The organism is Terrabacter sp. P2_E3, from assembly GCF_056403915.1.
Genome location: NZ_JBFUEN010000004.1, coordinates 167,966 through 182,564, shown reverse-complemented (window position 1 = coordinate 182,564; position 14,599 = coordinate 167,966). Strand labels below are relative to the sequence as shown.

At 72.9% G+C, this 14,599-nt stretch carries 14 protein-coding genes; 1 reads left to right on the top strand and 13 read right to left on the bottom strand.

The window, feature by feature from the left end:
* Positions 1-237: 237 nt before the first annotated feature.
* The 9 genes from tsaD to glmS form a co-directional block, all read right to left on the bottom strand.
* Positions 238-1,284 carry a tRNA (adenosine(37)-N6)-threonylcarbamoyltransferase complex transferase subunit TsaD gene (gene tsaD / locus AC1DW8_RS06905; protein ID WP_478092807.1) on the bottom strand — a complete coding sequence of 349 codons (1,047 nt, stop codon included), beginning with the start codon at positions 1,282-1,284 and terminating at the stop codon, positions 238-240.
* The gene (gene rimI, locus AC1DW8_RS06900) at positions 1,281-1,778 is read right to left on the bottom strand and encodes a ribosomal protein S18-alanine N-acetyltransferase (protein WP_478092805.1); all 498 of its coding nucleotides are present in this window, start codon (positions 1,776-1,778) and stop codon (positions 1,281-1,283) included. The genes tsaD and rimI overlap by 4 nt, the downstream gene beginning before the upstream one ends.
* The gene (tsaB, locus tag AC1DW8_RS06895; RefSeq protein ID WP_478092803.1) at positions 1,775-2,485 is read right to left on the bottom strand and encodes a tRNA (adenosine(37)-N6)-threonylcarbamoyltransferase complex dimerization subunit type 1 TsaB; all 711 of its coding nucleotides are present in this window, start codon (positions 2,483-2,485) and stop codon (positions 1,775-1,777) included. The genes rimI and tsaB overlap by 4 nt, the downstream gene beginning before the upstream one ends.
* An 85-nt stretch (positions 2,486-2,570) precedes the next feature.
* Entirely contained in the window at positions 2,571-3,050 is a 480-nt protein-coding gene (tsaE, locus tag AC1DW8_RS06890) for a tRNA (adenosine(37)-N6)-threonylcarbamoyltransferase complex ATPase subunit type 1 TsaE (protein ID WP_056778206.1), read from the bottom strand.
* A 4-nt stretch (positions 3,051-3,054) separates the two neighbouring features.
* Positions 3,055-4,305, bottom strand: a complete 1,251-nt coding sequence (locus tag AC1DW8_RS06885; RefSeq protein ID WP_056778203.1) for an alpha/beta fold hydrolase — start codon at positions 4,303-4,305, stop codon at positions 3,055-3,057.
* Entirely contained in the window at positions 4,302-5,516 is a 1,215-nt protein-coding gene (alr, locus tag AC1DW8_RS06880) for an alanine racemase (RefSeq protein ID WP_082622944.1), read from the bottom strand. The genes AC1DW8_RS06885 and alr overlap by 4 nt, the downstream gene beginning before the upstream one ends.
* A gap of 69 nt (positions 5,517-5,585) precedes the next feature.
* Positions 5,586-7,100: a bifunctional ADP-dependent NAD(P)H-hydrate dehydratase/NAD(P)H-hydrate epimerase gene (locus AC1DW8_RS06875; RefSeq protein ID WP_478092799.1), complete on the bottom strand. Its 1,515-nt coding sequence runs from the start codon at positions 7,098-7,100 to the stop codon at positions 5,586-5,588.
* Positions 7,100-7,450, bottom strand: coding sequence for a holo-ACP synthase (locus AC1DW8_RS06870; protein ID WP_056778198.1), 351 nt, complete (start codon positions 7,448-7,450; stop codon positions 7,100-7,102). Before AC1DW8_RS06870 ends, AC1DW8_RS06875 begins: the two co-directional genes overlap by 1 nt.
* Before the next feature lies 1 nt (position 7,451).
* A complete protein-coding gene (gene glmS / locus AC1DW8_RS06865; protein WP_056778196.1) occupies positions 7,452-9,311 on the bottom strand; it encodes a glutamine--fructose-6-phosphate transaminase (isomerizing) in 1,860 nt (619 codons plus the stop codon).
* 63 nt (positions 9,312-9,374) lie between these two features.
* Here glmS and coaA point away from each other — a divergent pair, with 63 nt between their 5' ends.
* Positions 9,375-10,367 (top strand): type I pantothenate kinase, encoded by a 993-nt coding sequence (gene coaA / locus AC1DW8_RS06860; protein WP_056778191.1) that lies wholly within the window; start codon positions 9,375-9,377, stop codon positions 10,365-10,367.
* 105 nt (positions 10,368-10,472) lie between these two features.
* Here coaA and AC1DW8_RS06855 read toward each other — a convergent pair whose 3' ends face one another.
* The 4 genes from AC1DW8_RS06855 to AC1DW8_RS06840 all read right to left on the bottom strand — a co-directional run bounded on the left by AC1DW8_RS06855 (position 10,473) and on the right by AC1DW8_RS06840 (position 14,559).
* The gene (locus tag AC1DW8_RS06855; protein ID WP_056778186.1) at positions 10,473-11,510 is read right to left on the bottom strand and encodes an aggregation-promoting factor C-terminal-like domain-containing protein; all 1,038 of its coding nucleotides are present in this window, start codon (positions 11,508-11,510) and stop codon (positions 10,473-10,475) included.
* A 296-nt stretch (positions 11,511-11,806) separates the two neighbouring features.
* On the bottom strand, positions 11,807-13,042 hold the full coding sequence (locus AC1DW8_RS06850) for a PhoH family protein (RefSeq protein WP_369793504.1): 1,236 nt from the start codon (positions 13,040-13,042) through the stop codon (positions 11,807-11,809).
* Positions 13,043-13,552: 510 nt separating this feature from the next.
* Entirely contained in the window at positions 13,553-13,891 is a 339-nt protein-coding gene (locus tag AC1DW8_RS06845; RefSeq protein WP_478092796.1) for a hypothetical protein, read from the bottom strand.
* Positions 13,888-14,559 carry a hypothetical protein gene (locus AC1DW8_RS06840; RefSeq protein WP_157623478.1) on the bottom strand — a complete coding sequence of 224 codons (672 nt, stop codon included), beginning with the start codon at positions 14,557-14,559 and terminating at the stop codon, positions 13,888-13,890. The genes AC1DW8_RS06845 and AC1DW8_RS06840 overlap by 4 nt, the downstream gene beginning before the upstream one ends.
* Between the last annotated feature and the right edge of the window lie 40 nt (positions 14,560-14,599).

Sequence of the window (14,599 nt, the reverse complement as noted above, 5' to 3'; positions counted from 1 at the left end):
GAGAGGGCCTCGGGCGGGCCCAGGAGGCGCGCGCAGGGTGCGCAGTACGACAGGCCGGGAGGTGGGCAGCCGTTCGTCCGCGCGGCATCGAAGGCGGCACCGTGTCCCTGCAAGGCCACGTGCCCGCATACGCCGGCTTCGCTCCACGCCGCGCGGGCGAGCGGGTGCCCGCCGACCCCACGCCGCGAGCGTCGCGGCGCGCTCGACGACGCCCAGCCAAGCGGGCCGGGACGTCACCTACGCCTGGACGAGAGTGACCGGCATCGACGAGTCGGTGGGAAGTCCGAGGTCGCTGGGCTCGCGCCCCTTCGCCACCATCTGCGCCCCGAGCGCCGCGACCATGGCCCCGTTGTCGGTGCAGAGTCCGGGGCGCGGGACGCGAAGGGTGACACCGGCCTTGGCGCACCGCTCCTCGGCGAGCGCGCGCAGGCGCGAGTTCGCCGCGACGCCGCCGCCGATGAGCAGGTGGTCGACGTCGTGCTCCGTGCAGGCGAGCAGGGCCTTGCGGGTGAGGACGTCGACGACGGCCTCCTGGAAGCTGGCGGCGACGTCGGCGACCGGCACGGCCTCGCCGGCGCGCTGTCGCGTCTCGACCCACCGCGCGACGGCGGTCTTGAGCCCCGAGAAGGAGAAGTCGAAGCGGTGCCGCTCCATGTCGCGCCCGGCGGTGAGCCCGCGCGGGAAGTCGATGGCGATCCGGTTGCCTTCTCGCGCAGCGCGATCCACGTGCGGCCCTCCGGGGAAGGGCAGTCCGAGCACGCGCGCGACCTTGTCGAAGGCCTCACCGGCGGCGTCGTCCATCGTCGAGCCGAGCGAGCGGACGTCGTTGGTGACGTCGGGCACGAGGAGCAGCGAGGAGTGCCCGCCGGAGACGAGCATCGCCATCGTCGGCTCGGGCAGCGGCCCGTGCTCGACGATGTCGACGGCGACGTGCGAGGCGAGGTGGTTGACGCCGTAGATCGGCTTGCCGAGGGCGAGCGCCAGGGCCTTGGCCGAGGCGACGCCGACGAGCAGCGCACCCGCGAGACCGGGACCCGAGGTCACCGAGATGGCGTCGAGGTCACGCAGCTGGACGCCCGCCTCACGACACGCGCGCTCGATCGTCGGCACCATGGCCTCGAGGTGGGCGCGGCTCGCGACCTCTGGCACGACGCCGCCGAAGCGGGCGTGCTCCTCGACGCTGCTCGCGACGGTGTCGACGAGGAGCGTCTGGCCGCGCACGATGCCGACACCGGTCTCGTCGCAGGACGTCTCGATGCCGAGGACGAGGGGCTCGTCGCTCATGCGTCTCCCTTCGTGACGAGGAGGCGCATGACGAGCGCGTCCACGTTGCCTGGTTGGTAGTAGCGGCGGCGCACCGAGATGACCTCGAAGCCGGCCCGGTCGTAGAGGCGCCGCGCCGCGTCGTTGTCGGCGCGCACCTCGAGCAGCACCGCGTCCACGCCTCGCAGCGTCGCCCGGCGGACGAGCTCGTCGAGCAGGACCCGCCCCGTGCCACGGCCCTGGTGGCCTGGGCTGGTGGCGATGGTCATGACGTCGGCGACGTCCCCCGCGACGTCGAGGCCGGCATACCCGGCGATCGTGCCGTCGTGCGTCGTGGCGACGACGTAGTCGCGACGGGGGCGGCCGGCGAGCTCGCTCCACCACGTGGCCTCGGACCACGCGTCGTCGGCGAAGAGCTGCTGCTCGAGCGTCGCGAGGTGGGCGAGGTCGGTCCACTCGAGGTCGCGCAGCACGACCTCATCGCCGGGGTGCGTGTGCGGCTGCGCCACGGTCATCCGAGGGTCGACTTCGTCGAGGGCGGCGCGGGTGCCGCGTCGGGTCGGCGCAGGTAGAGCGGCTCGAGCCCGTCGAAGCCGTGGCCGGGATCGACCCCCTGCAGCTCGGCGGGGGCCGGTGCGGTCTCGCCCAGTCGGCGCACCGCGAGGTCGGCGAGCGCTCCCCCGCTGACGTCGAGCGGCGCCACGGCGTGCGGGAGCGCCTCGGCGTAGAGGGTGGGACCACGACCCGCCGTCGGCAGGGCGCGGGTCTCGGGCGGCAGGTCGGCCGCGCGGGACACGGCGGGCTCGGTCACCCGGTCGGCGCGGTCGTCCCCGAGGACGTACGCGGCGGCATACACCTCCTTGCGGCGGGCGTCGGTCGCGACGAGCAGGTCACCGCGCCGGCCCCCCAGCCACGCCTCGTGCGCGATGGCGTCGAGACTCGTCAGGCCGCGCACGGGAAGGCCGAGCGCGAAGGCGAAGGTGCGACCGGTGACGATCCCGACGCGCAGGCCGGTGAACGGGCCCGGGCCGATGCCGACGACGACGTCGGTGACGTCGCCGGGCTCCGCGCCGGCCGAGGCGAGCGCGTCGCGGATGTTGGGGGCGAGGTGCTCGGCGTGCGCCCGGGCGTCGAGCGTCGAGGCCTCCGCGACGACCGAGGTGCCGTCGTGCAGGCCGACGGTGATGGCGGTCGTGGAGGTGTCGATGGCGAGCAGGAGCACGTCGGTCAGGCTATCCGAGCACCCGCCGGGTCCCCGAACCCGCACGCGCGCATGCCGTCCGCCCGGCTCACGCGGACAGGTCAGGTCAGGTCAGGTCAGGTCGGGTCGCCGGCGCCACGGCCTCGAGGACGTCGTCCCACCGGTCGCCCACTCCCACCAGCCGCGCCGTGCGCACGTCGTCACCGGTGACCGTCAGCTCGAGCCGCGTGTCGCTCAGCTGCTCGGCGAGACCTGCGCCCCACTCGACGACCGTGACGCTCGCGTCGAGGTCGGCGTCGAGGTCGAGGTCGTCGAGCTCGAGGGCGCTGCCGAGGCGGTAGGCGTCGACGTGGACGAGCAGCGGGCCGCCGACGAGCGACGGGTGCACCCGCGCGATGACGAAGGTCGGCGACGTGATCGGCCCGCGCACCCCGAGCCCCTCGGCGATGCCCTGGGTCAGCGTCGTCTTGCCGGCACCGAGGTCGCCGGTGAGGACGAGGACGTCGCCACCGCGCAGCAGGGCGCCGAGCCGTCGACCGAAGTCCTGGGTGTCGTCAGTGGTGGCCCAGCGCACCTGGCGCTCCACGTGGTCACGCCCCCTTGGTGCGCGCCTGCTTGACGCGGCCGGACCGGACGAGCTCGGCGGCCTCCTTCTCGAGGCGGCGCTGGCGGCGGTTCTTGGCGACGTCGGTGACGATGCGACGCACCCGAGGCTGCTGGGCGACCTCGATCTGCTCGGCTCGCGCCCGTGCCGACTGGTCGACGAGCTGGACGAGGTGCGCGTTGAGCAGGTCGGGGTGCTCGAGCATGATGACGTGCCCGGCGTCGTTGACGACGATGTGCTCGGCGCCCGGGATGCCCTCGACGATGAGCTCGCTGTGCGAGGGCGGCGTGAGGATGTCGTCGCGCCCGTTGAAGACGAGGACGACGGCGTGCCGGAACTCGAGCAGGGCGGGCCGCTTGTCGAAGCCGTCGAACGTCTGGAGGTAGTCGTTGACGACGTCGAGGGGCGTGCTGAGGAGGATGTCGCTCGTGTAGCGCACGACGGAGCGCGGCACCGGCGAGGCGAACGAGTTCTGCTCGACCATGAAGTGCTCGATGTCTCGGCCGACGCGTCGGATCCGGGTGAAGAGCTCGGGCCGGTGACTCAGCGGGCCGAGCACGCCCGGTCCGAGGCGCTCGAGCATGAGGCGGCCGAGGGTCGCGGTGCGCCCGCCGTTGGCGAGCATGATGCCCCCCGGGCTCGTCGCGACGAAAGCGGCGCCGACGACCCGGTCGACGACCAGACGCGGGTGATGCTCGCCGAGCGCGAGCATCGTCATACCGCCCATCGAGTGGCCGACGAGGACGATGTCGCCCTCGGGCACGAGCTCTCTGATGACGGTGTGGAGGTCCTGACCGAGCCGGTCGATCGTGTAGCTGTCCTTCTCGCCGCGTCCTGAGCGGCCATGGCCGCGCTGGTCCCAGCTGACGACGCGGTAGCCGGCCTCCTTGAGGGCCCGGCGTTGGTAGACCCAGCAGCGCAGGCTGAGGCAGTAGCCGTGGGTGAGCACGATGGTGGGCAGCTCGTCGGGACGGCCGTGGCGGGTGGTGCCGTCGGCGGCCGCGTCGGCTGCGGCCGCAGCCGGGAGGTCGATCTCGACGTGGAGCGGGACGCCGTCGTCGGTGAGCACGACGTGCTCCTCGTCGGGGGTGATCTCGAGCAGCTCGGGGGTCTCGAGAGCGGCCATCGCCGCGCGGTGCTTGCCCGCACGGTCGGCGGCGATGCCGGCCGCCACACCCGCGGCGACACCGAGGGTCGCGGCGGCGATGCCGATGACGGGGTTGCGGCGCGGGCTCATGCGTCGGCCTCCGAGCCGCCGACGTAGAGCCTCGGCACGCGGGCCCCGAGCCGCGTCACGATCTCGTAGCTGATGGTGTCGGTCGCGTCGGCCCACTCCTGGGCCGTCGGCTCGCCCGGCGCGCCACCGAAGAGCGTGACGACGTCACCGGCCTGCGCCGTGGACCCCGGTCCGAGGTCGACGACGAACTGGTCCATGCAGACGCGCCCGGCGATGGTGGTGCGACGGCCGTCGACGAGGAGGGGCCCGACGTTGGTCGCGTTGCGGGGGACGCCGTCGGCGTAGCCGGCGGGCACGAGCCCGACGACGGTGTCGACGTCCGGGACGTACGCGTGGCCGTAGCTGATCCCCTGTCCCGCGGGGAGCGCCTTGACGAGGGCGAGGCGCGCGCGGAGGGTCATGACCGGACGCAGCCCGAAGTCGTCGTCGACCTGCGGCACCGGCGTCAGGCCGTACATCGCGATGCCGGGGCGCACGAGGTCGGCGTGCGCCGACGGGTGCACGAGCGTCGCGGCTGAGTTCGCGAGGTGGCGCAGCTCGGGTCGCAGGCCGGCCTGCTCGGCCTCGGTGACGGCCTCGAAGAAGCGCTCCTGCTGCGCGAGGACCGTGGGGTGCTCGGGCGAGTCGGCGTGGGCGAAGTGGGTCCACACCCCGACGACCGAGACGGCACCCTCCTCCTCGAGGTGACGAGCGTGCTGGACGAGCGTGGTCCAGTCCCCGCCGTAGGCTCCCCCGCGCCCGAGGCCGGTGTCGACCTTGAGGTGCACACGGGCGGCGCGCCCGAGCGCGGTCGCGGCGGCCGCGATCTCGTCGAGGACCCAGGGCGCCGAGGCCGAGAGGTCGATGTCGCGCCGGATGGCGCCGCCGACGTCCGACCCGGGCACGGTGAGCCACGTCAGCAGAGGCGTCGTGAGGCCCGCGTCGCGCAGCGCGAACGCCTCGGCGAGCTGGGCCGCGCCGAGCCAGGTGGCGCCGCCGCGCACCGCTGCACGCGCGACGGGCAGCAGGCCGTGCCCGTAGGCGTCCGCCTTGACGACGGCCATGAACTGGGAGCCGGGAGCGAGGGCGCGCAGCGTGCGCACGTTGGCCTCGAGCGCGCCGAGGTCGATCTCGGCCCACACCGTCAGGCCGTGGGTCTCCGGCGCGGCGGGGCGTGCGGCCGCCGTGGGCGTCGCGGTCCGCTCGGCGTCGGAGGCGTCGATCTGGCTCATCGGTTCAGTCTCGCAGTTCGTGTGGGAGGTCCGGGTGCAGGGCCACGCGTGCAGGGCGCGTGGGCCGGCTCAGCCGCGCGCGGACCGTCCCCGGGCCAGCAGGTCGCGCACCGTCGGTCGTATGCCGTGGGCCACCGCGAGGGCCCGCAACGGGCCGCCGCCGGAGACCCGGTCGGCGGTGACGCCGTGGACGAGCGCGCCGAGCGAGGCGGCGTCGAGCGGGGACAGCCCCGCCGCGAGCAGGGCCCCGATGACGCCGGAGAGCACGTCACCGGCCCCGGCCGTGGCGAGCCACGGCGGCGCATCGGCCTGGGACCGCACGGGCAGGTTGCCGTGGCTGACGACGAGCGTCGTGGCTCCCTTGAGCAGCACGGTGCCGCCGATGAGCCCGGCGAGGTCGCGGGCGGAGCGCAGTGGCTCGGCCTGGACGTCGGCGGCGGTGATCTCGAGCTCGCCGGGGTCGGCGCCGGGCCGGACCATCCGTGCCAGCAGCCGGCCGAGCTCTCCCGCGTGCGGTGTGACCACGGTCGGCGCGTCGCGCCAGCCCTCGATGAGGTCGAGCCCGCCCGCGTCGATGACGACGGGCAGGTCGGAGGCAAGGGCGGCCCGGGCCACCGCCACCTGGGCCTGCGCCTCCGGATCGGTGCTCTCGACGTCGAGGCCCGGGCCGATGACCCAGGCCTGGACCCGACCGTCGCCCATGACCGCCTCGGGCACGGCCTGGTGCACGAGACCCACCGGGGTCGGCGTACCGACGTAGCGGAGCATCCCGACGCCGGCCTCGGCAGCCGACGTCGTGCACAGCACGGCTGCGCCGGGGTAGGCCTCGCTCCCTGCCACGACGCCGAGGACGCCGCGGGAGTACTTGTCGTCACCCCGTCCGGGCACGGGCCACAGCTCGGCGACGTCGTCCCAGGTCAGGCGCTCGACAGCCGCAGGCACCTCGTCGACGTCGATCCCGATGTCGACGACCGTGAGCCGGCCGGTCGCGGCCTCTCCCGCTGGGAGCAGGTGCACAGGCTTCGGGGTGCCGAAGGTGACGGTCTCGTCGGCCCAGACGGCGTCGTCCTCGCCGGACTCCCCCGTGGGGTCGAGCCCGCTGGCGAGGTCGACGGCGAGCACCCACGCGTCGTCGTCCACCGCGTCCACGAGGTGCGCGGCCTCGGGCCGGAGGCCGGGGCGACCACCGATGCCGACGATGCCGTCGAGCACGAGGTCGGCCTCGGCGACGACGTCAGCGGCCGCGGCCGGGTCGTCGGCGGCGACGTGGACCATGACACCGGCTGCCTCGGCGGCCCCGAGGCCTCCCGCGTGGACGCCCGCACGGCCCGAGGCCGGCACGAGCACCACGGCGCAGGCGAAACCCGACTCCGCGAGGTGGGCGACGGCATACAACGTGTCGCCGCCGTTGTCGCCGGCGCCGATCAGCCCGACGACGGTCGTGCCCTCGACGTCGGCGAGGCGGGCCACCGCGACCTCGGCGAGCCCGAGGGCGGCCCGGGACATGAGCTCACCCTCGGGGAGCTGCGCCTGGGCGGCGGCCTCGGCGGTGCGGACCGCGTCGACGGAGTGCGCGCGGATCATCAGCCCTCCGCGATGACGACGGCCGACGCCACACCGGCGTCGTGCGACAGGGACACGTGGAAGGAGTCGACGCCGAGGTCGTTGGCCCGCGCGAGCACGGTGCCGCCGATCTCGAGCGTGGGGCGGCCGTCGTCGTTCGTCACGACCCGGGCGTCGGTCCAGTGCAGACCCACGGGCGCACCGAGCGACTTGGCGAGCGCCTCCTTCGCGGCGAACCGCGCCGCGAGCGAGGCGATGCCGAGGTGGCGCTCCTCGAGCGTGAAGAGCCGCTCGCGCAGCGCCGGGGTGCGCTCGAGGGTGGACTCGAAACGCGCGATGTCGACGACGTCGATCCCGACCCCGACGATCACGTCACTCGACCGTGACCGACTTGGCGAGGTTGCGCGGCTGGTCGACGTCGAGGCCCTTGGCCGTCGAGAGCCACAGCGCGAAGACCTGGAGCGGCACGACGGTGAGCAGCGGCGCGAGCAGCGACGACGTGGCGGGCACCCGGATGACCTCGTCGGCGAAGGGCTCGACGGAGTCGTCGCCCTCCTCGGCGATGACGAGGGTGCGGGCGCCGCGCGCGCGGACCTCCTGGATGTTGCTGACGACCTTGCCGTGCAGGCCGTGCTCGCTCGTCGGCGACGGCACGACGACGAAGACGGGCTGGCCGGGCTCGATGAGCGCGATCGGGCCGTGCTTCAGCTCGCCGGCCGCGAAGCCCTCGGCGTGGATGTAGGCGAGCTCCTTGAGCTTGAGCGCGCCCTCCATGGCGATCGGGTAGCCGACGTGGCGCCCGAGGAAGAGGACCGAGCGGGTGTCGGCCATGAACTTGGCGATCTCCTTGACGCGGCCCATCTGGCCGAGCAGGGTCTCGATCTTGGCGGGGACGCCGCTCAGCTCCTTCATGACCGACTGCGCGTCGTCGGCGAACGAGCCGCCGCGCAGCTGCGCGAGGTAGAGACCGAGGACGTAGCAGGCGGTGATCTGGGCGAGGAACGCCTTGGTCGAGGCCACCGCGATCTCGGGGCCTGCGTGCGTGTAGAGCACGGCGTCGGACTCGCGCGGGATCGTCGAGCCGTGCGTGTTGCACACCGAGACCGTGATGGCACCGAGCTCGCGGGCGTGCTTGACGGCCATGAGGGTGTCCATCGTCTCGCCGGACTGGCTGATCGACACGACGAGGGTGCGCTCGTTGACGATGGGGTCGCAGTAGCGGAACTCGTGGGCGAGGGCGACCTCGACGGGGATGCGCGTCCAGTGCTCGATGGCGTACTTCGCGACCATGCCGGCGTACGCGGCGGTGCCGCAGGCCACGATCGTGATGCGGTCGATGGAGCGGAGCTGCTCCTCGGAGATGCTCATCTCGTCGAGGACGAGCCGGCCCTCGGCGTCGGTGCGCCCGAGGAGCGTGTCGGCGACGGCGTGCGGCTGGTCGTGGATCTCCTTCTCCATGAACGTCGCGTAGCCGCCCTTCTCGGCAGCCGCGGCGTCCCACGTGACCTCGTACGCCTTGCCCTCGGCGGGCGTACCGTCGAAGTTGATGACGCTGGCACCCTCGGGCGTGATCGTGACGATCTGGTCCTGGGCGAGCTCGAGCGCGTGGCGCGTGTGGCCGATGAAGGCCGCGACGTCGGAGCCGAGGTAGTTCGCGTCGTCACCGAGGCCGACGACGAGCGGGCTGTTGCGGCGGGCGCCGACGACGACACCGGGCTGGTCGGCGTGGATCGCGAGGAGCGTGAACGCGCCCTCGAGCTCCGCGACGACGGCGCGCATGGCGTCGGTCAGGTCGTGCTCACGCTCGTAGGCGGCGGCGACGAGGTGGGCGACGACCTCGGTGTCGGTCTCGCTCGTGAACTCGACGCCGTCGGCCAGCAGGCCCTTCTTCAGGCTGTGGAAGTTCTCGATGATGCCGTTGTGGATGAGGGCGAGCTTGCCGTCCTTGCCACCGCGGTGCGGGTGGGCGTTCTGGTCGGTGGGGCCGCCGTGCGTGGCCCAGCGGGTGTGGCCGATGCCGGTCGTCGACGACGGCATCGGGTCGGCCTCGAGCTCGGCCGTGAGGTTGGCCAGCTTGCCCGACTTCTTGCGCGTCTCGACGTGGTCTCCGTCGATGAGCGCCACGCCGGCCGAGTCGTAGCCGCGGTACTCCAGACGCGCCAGACCCTCCATGACGACGTCGAGCGCCGTTCCGTCGTCGGTCCGCCCGACGTATCCCACGATTCCGCACATGGGGTCCAGCCTAAGGGACCGTCCGGGGGCCCAACGCCACCCCCGGCTGTGGCGTCCGCAAGAATGTCGCTCGTGTCGGAGCCATCCAACGGTACCGGCGGGAACGGCGGCAACGGGACCGCGATCCCGTCGCCGTACGTCGAGTTCGACCGGGCCGCGTGGTCCCGGTTGCGCGAGAACCACCCGCTCAACCTCGACGACGCCGACCTCGCGCGACTGCGCGGCCTCGGTGACCGCGTCGACCTCAACGAGGTCGAGGAGGTCTACCTCCCGCTCTCGCGCCTGCTCAACTTCTACGTGGGAGCCACCCGCCAGCTCCACCAGGTGACGAGCGACTTCCTCGGCGAGCGCCCGGCCAAGACGCCGTTCGTCATCGGCGTCGCGGGCTCGGTCGCCGTCGGCAAGTCGACGACGGCCCGCATCCTGCGCGAGATGCTGGCTCGCTGGCCCGACACGCCGCGCGTCGCGCTCGTCACGACCGACGGCTTCCTCTTCCCCAATGCCGAGCTCGAGCGCCGGGGCATCCTGCAGCGCAAGGGCTTCCCCGAGTCCTACGACCGTCGTGCCCTGCTCCGCTTCGTCGCCGAGATCAAGTCCGGCCGGGCCGAGGTCACGGCCCCCGTCTACTCGCACCTGACCTACGACATCGTCCCGGGCGAGCGCATCGTCGTGCGCCAACCCGACGTGCTCATCGTCGAGGGCCTCAACGTGCTCCAGGCACCGGAGGTGCACCCCGTGCGGGGGACCGGTCTCGCGGTCAGTGACTTCTTCGACTTCTCGGTCTACGTCGACGCGTGGGTCGACGACGTGCGCAAGTGGTACGTCGAACGCTTCCTGCGCCTGCGCGAGACGGCGTTCTCGGACCCCGACTCGTACTTCCACCGGTATGCCGTGCTGTCCGACGACGAGGCCGTCGCGACCGCCAACCGGATCTGGCGCGAGATCAACGGCCCGAACCTCGTCGAGAACATCCTCCCGACGCGCTCACGGGCGAGCCTCGTGCTGTCCAAGGGCGACAACCACGAGGTCCGCCGGGTGCGGCTCCGCAAGATCTGACCGACGGCCTGCGCCGCAGCCTCGGGCCGCCCTGCCCACGACGCACGTATGCCGTGCGGCGGGCTCCCGCTGGGAGCCGGCCACACGGCATACGCCTCGGTCAGGTCAGTACCAGTGCGGCGAGCGCGCCTGCCACGTGGACCAGGCGTTGCACGGGTTGCCGTAGGACATCTCGATGTACCAGAGGCCCCACTTGATCTGGGTCAGCGGGTTGGTGCGGTAGTCGGCACCGAACTGCGACATCTTGCGGGCGGGCAGGGACTGCGGGATGCCGTACGCGCCGGAGCTGGGGTTCTCGGCGAACCAGCGCCAGTCGCTCTCGCCGGTCCAGAGGTTGACGAGGCAGTTGTACTGCGCGTCGCTCGTCCAGCCGTGGTCGGCCATGAGGACGCGGGCCGCGGCCTGCGGGTCGTCCTTGGCGTTGTCGATGGCGCGCTGGCGCTCCTTGGCGCGCTCGGCCTTGGCCGCCTCCTCGCGGGCCAGCACGGCCTGCTTGGCGGCTTCCTTCTTCTTCTTGGCCTCGAGCTCCTTGGCCGTGCGCAGGCCGGTGGCCGCGATGGCGGTGCGGCGCTCGTTGCGCGAGACGGAGGCGGCGGCGCGGTAGGTCGTGTCGACCGTCGAGGCGCGGGCCAGCTCGTCGGTCTGGGCGACGACGCCACTGCCGACGACGAAGGCGGCCGCGTCGGCGCCGATGAGGTTCGTGGCCTTGGCGTAGGCGAACCCGGAGGCGCCGAGACCGAGGGCGAGCGCTCCGGCGAGGATCGGTCGGCCGACGTGACGCTGGCGCGCCGAGGGCTTGTGGTGTCGGCTGCTGCGCGTTCCGTGCGGCTGAGCCGACGAGCGGCGGGCGTCGGGGCCTGCAGCGCTCTTGGAGGCGGCGCGGTCAGCGGCCGGGGTGACGGGGATGGCACGCGTCGGGTCGAAGGCCCGCCGGGCCCCCTGGGTCGCACCCTCGGCGCCTGAAGCACCTGACGCGACTGCCGCACCGGTCGAGCCGTGGCTCACCGAACGGGGGCTGCGGGGGACGTCCGGAGCCGTCTCGGGGTGGACGCGGCCGGACCGCGCCGAGGGTGTGGCGGGGTTCGGGCGCGGAGCGGTCGAGGGAGCCGGTGCGTTGCGGTGCCGGCCTTCATACCGTGCCATGAACAGACGTCACGCCTTCCTGTGTCGAGGGGTGTGCCCGGCGCGTGCGTCTGCGGGCGCTGGCCCGTCGACGGCTGCGCCCGACGTGTGGTGGTGACCCGGCCGGTTGCGCTCACACCCCGAGGCGAGCGTTACCGTTCCGAGATCTTTCAACCTCACACGGTGCCATTCGACCGCCCCGCGGGGCAAGTCGGCGTTCACCGTCGAGGGGTGTTCCAAGGGTCGTGGCGAGTGGCCCAGCGCACAGCGTCCCCGAGCCGCGTGCTCGGGGAGCGCCGTGCGGTCTGTGACTCAGGTCACATCTCGAGACCTTCGAGCATGTCGGTGACGAGCGCCGCGATCGGGCTGCGCTCGCTTCGCGTCAGCGTGACGTGGGCGAAGAGCGGGTGCCCCTTGAGCTTCTCGATGACGGCGGCCACGCCGTCGTGCCGTCCGACGCGCAGGTTGTCCCGCTGGGCCACGTCGTGGGTGAGCACGACCTTGCTGTTCTGGCCGATGCGCGACAGGACGGTGAGGAGCACGTTGCGCTCGAGCGACTGGGCCTCGTCGACGATGACGAACGCGTCGTGGAGCGAGCGTCCGCGGATGTGCGTCAGCGGCAGGACCTCGAGCAGGCCGCGGTCCATGATCTCCTCGACGACCTCCGTCGAGACGAGCGCCCCCAGGGTGTCGAAGACCGCCTGGCCCCACGGGTTCATCTTCTCCTGCTCGGTGCCGGGCAGGTAGCCGAGCTCCTGGCCACCGACGGCGAAGAGCGGGCGGAAGACGAGGACCTTGCGCTGGGCCCGGCGCTCCATGACCGACTCGAGGCCCGCACAGAGCGCCAGGGCCGACTTGCCGGTGCCGGCCCGGCCGCCGAGGCTGACGATGCCCACGTCGGGGTCGAGGAGCAGGTCGAGGGCGATCCGCTGCTCGGCGCTGCGGCCGTGCAGGCCGAACGCGTCACGGTCACCGCGCACGAGCCGGATCTGCTTGTCGGCGCCGACCCGCCCCAGGCCGCTTCCCCGCGGCGAGAGCAGGACGAGACCGGTGTGGCACGGCAGCTCGGCGGCGCCGGCGTGCTCGACGCGGCCACGGTCGTAGAGCTGGTCGAGCTCCTCGCTGCTGACCTCGAGCTCCTGCAGCCCGGTCCAGCCCGAGTCGATGCCCTGCTCGTGGCGGTACTCCTCCGCCTCGAGACCGCAGGCCGAGGCCTTGACGCGCATCGGGAGGTCCTTGGACACGATGGTGACGTCGGCGCCCTCGTTGGCGAGGTTGCGGGCCACCGCGAGGATCCGGGTGTCGTTGTCGCCGAGGCGGAAGCCCGCCGGCAGCGAGGACGGGTCGGTGTGGTTGAGCTCGACGCGCAGGGTGCCGCCGTCGGTGCCGACGGCGACCGGCTTGTCGAGGCGGCCCTCGCTGACGCGCAGGTCGTCGAGCAGGCGCAGGGCCTGGCGGGCGAAGTAGCCGAGCTCGGGGTGGTGTCGCTTGCCCTCGAGCTCGGTCACCACGACGACCGGCAGCACGACCTCGTGCTCGGCGAAGCGGAGCATGGCCCGGGGATCGGACAGGAGCACCGACGTGTCGAGGACGTACGTCTTGTGCTCGGGCTCGCGTTCGCGGGCCGTCGTGCGCGTGGAGGCGCGAGTCGTGGCGCGTGTGGAGGCCGCGGCCGGCTTGGTGTTCGTGCTGGCGGGGTCCGACGTGACCTGACGGGTCGTACGAGCCATGTGCCACTCCCTACGCGGCGCGCGTCGCGCGCCTAATCGCTCCCGAGATGCCGGGCGGTGACCACCAGAGGGTGGCGCACTGCCCGACCCTCCGTCCTGAGCGATCGCTCCATGGGTGGGCCTCCTGGCAACGCCCGACGGGTGTCGGCCGTTGGGACGACGGTACGACCCGGAGGCGACGGCGACGGGGATTGAGTGACGTCGTGTCGTCGTGTCGCCGGAGTGTTCACGTGGGCGTAACACACCGGTCGCCGCCGGCCCCGGTGGTGGACCGGGACCGACGGCGAGGCGAGCGCGCTCGGGTGCTCGCGCCGTGGTGGGCGCGACCGGGCGTCAGGCCCAGGGTGAGCGGCCCATGACGCGGACGTACTCACGCTTCCAGCGCCAGCGCACGGCGGCGATGGCCATGCCGATGACGCCGAGGCCGCCGAAGATCGCGAGGATGAGGTAGGCGACGCCCATGGCGCCCTCGGCGCCCTGGTCGGCGCCCTTCTTGACCATGGAGAAGAAGATGACGCCGACGACCGTGAAGGCGAGGAAGAAGACGAACATCAGCGCGGGCTCACGGATCTTGAGCGTGAGCAGCCCGCGCTGCTGGCTGACGTAGGAGAACGGCTCCTTCGGCGGGGTCTGCCCGGTCGGATCGGTCTGGCGGGGCGTCGGGGCGCTCATGCGTCGACCTTCTCGGTGTAGAGGGCGGACACGGCAGCCTGGAGGCCCTCGGCGTCGACGACCCCGCCCGTGCCGGTGCCCGGCCCGGCGACGTCGGTGAGCGCCTCGAAGTCGGTGCCGGAGCGGCGGATCGCGAGGTTGGTGCTGCCCTCGAGGGTCTGCACCTCGAGGAAGACGCCGGACTCGGCGTTCGCCGCGAACCGCTCGCGCACGAGCCCGGTCACGAGGGCACCGGTGTTGCCGTCGCGCTCGCCGAGGCGGATGAACCACGATGCGAGCTGGCGCGGCTGCATCAGGGCGATCACGGTGTCGGACTCGACGAGGATCGCGAAGTCGGCCTGGCTGACGTTCTCACCCACGAGCCCGATGCGCGTCCACCGCGTGGCCGCGCCCACGGCGTACTCGACGAGGGCGGCGTTCGAGCGCGACTGAGGCGTGCCGTCGTCGCTGACCGTGAGCCAGCCGCGCGACGCGAGGCTCGAGGCGCCCGCGAGCAGGGCGGCGTCGTCGGCCGCACGGGGGTCGAGCATGAGCAGGCGGCGTGAGCGCTCACCGGCCGGGGTCTCGTGGCGGGCCATCAGGTAGGCGAGCTCGGCGGCTCCCAGCCCGAAGACGTCCTCGGGGAGCTCGAAACCCTCGAGCGGGGTGCCCTTCATCGGGTCAGCCATGGTTCTCCTCGGTCGTGGTCTGTGTGTCGTTCGCGGGATG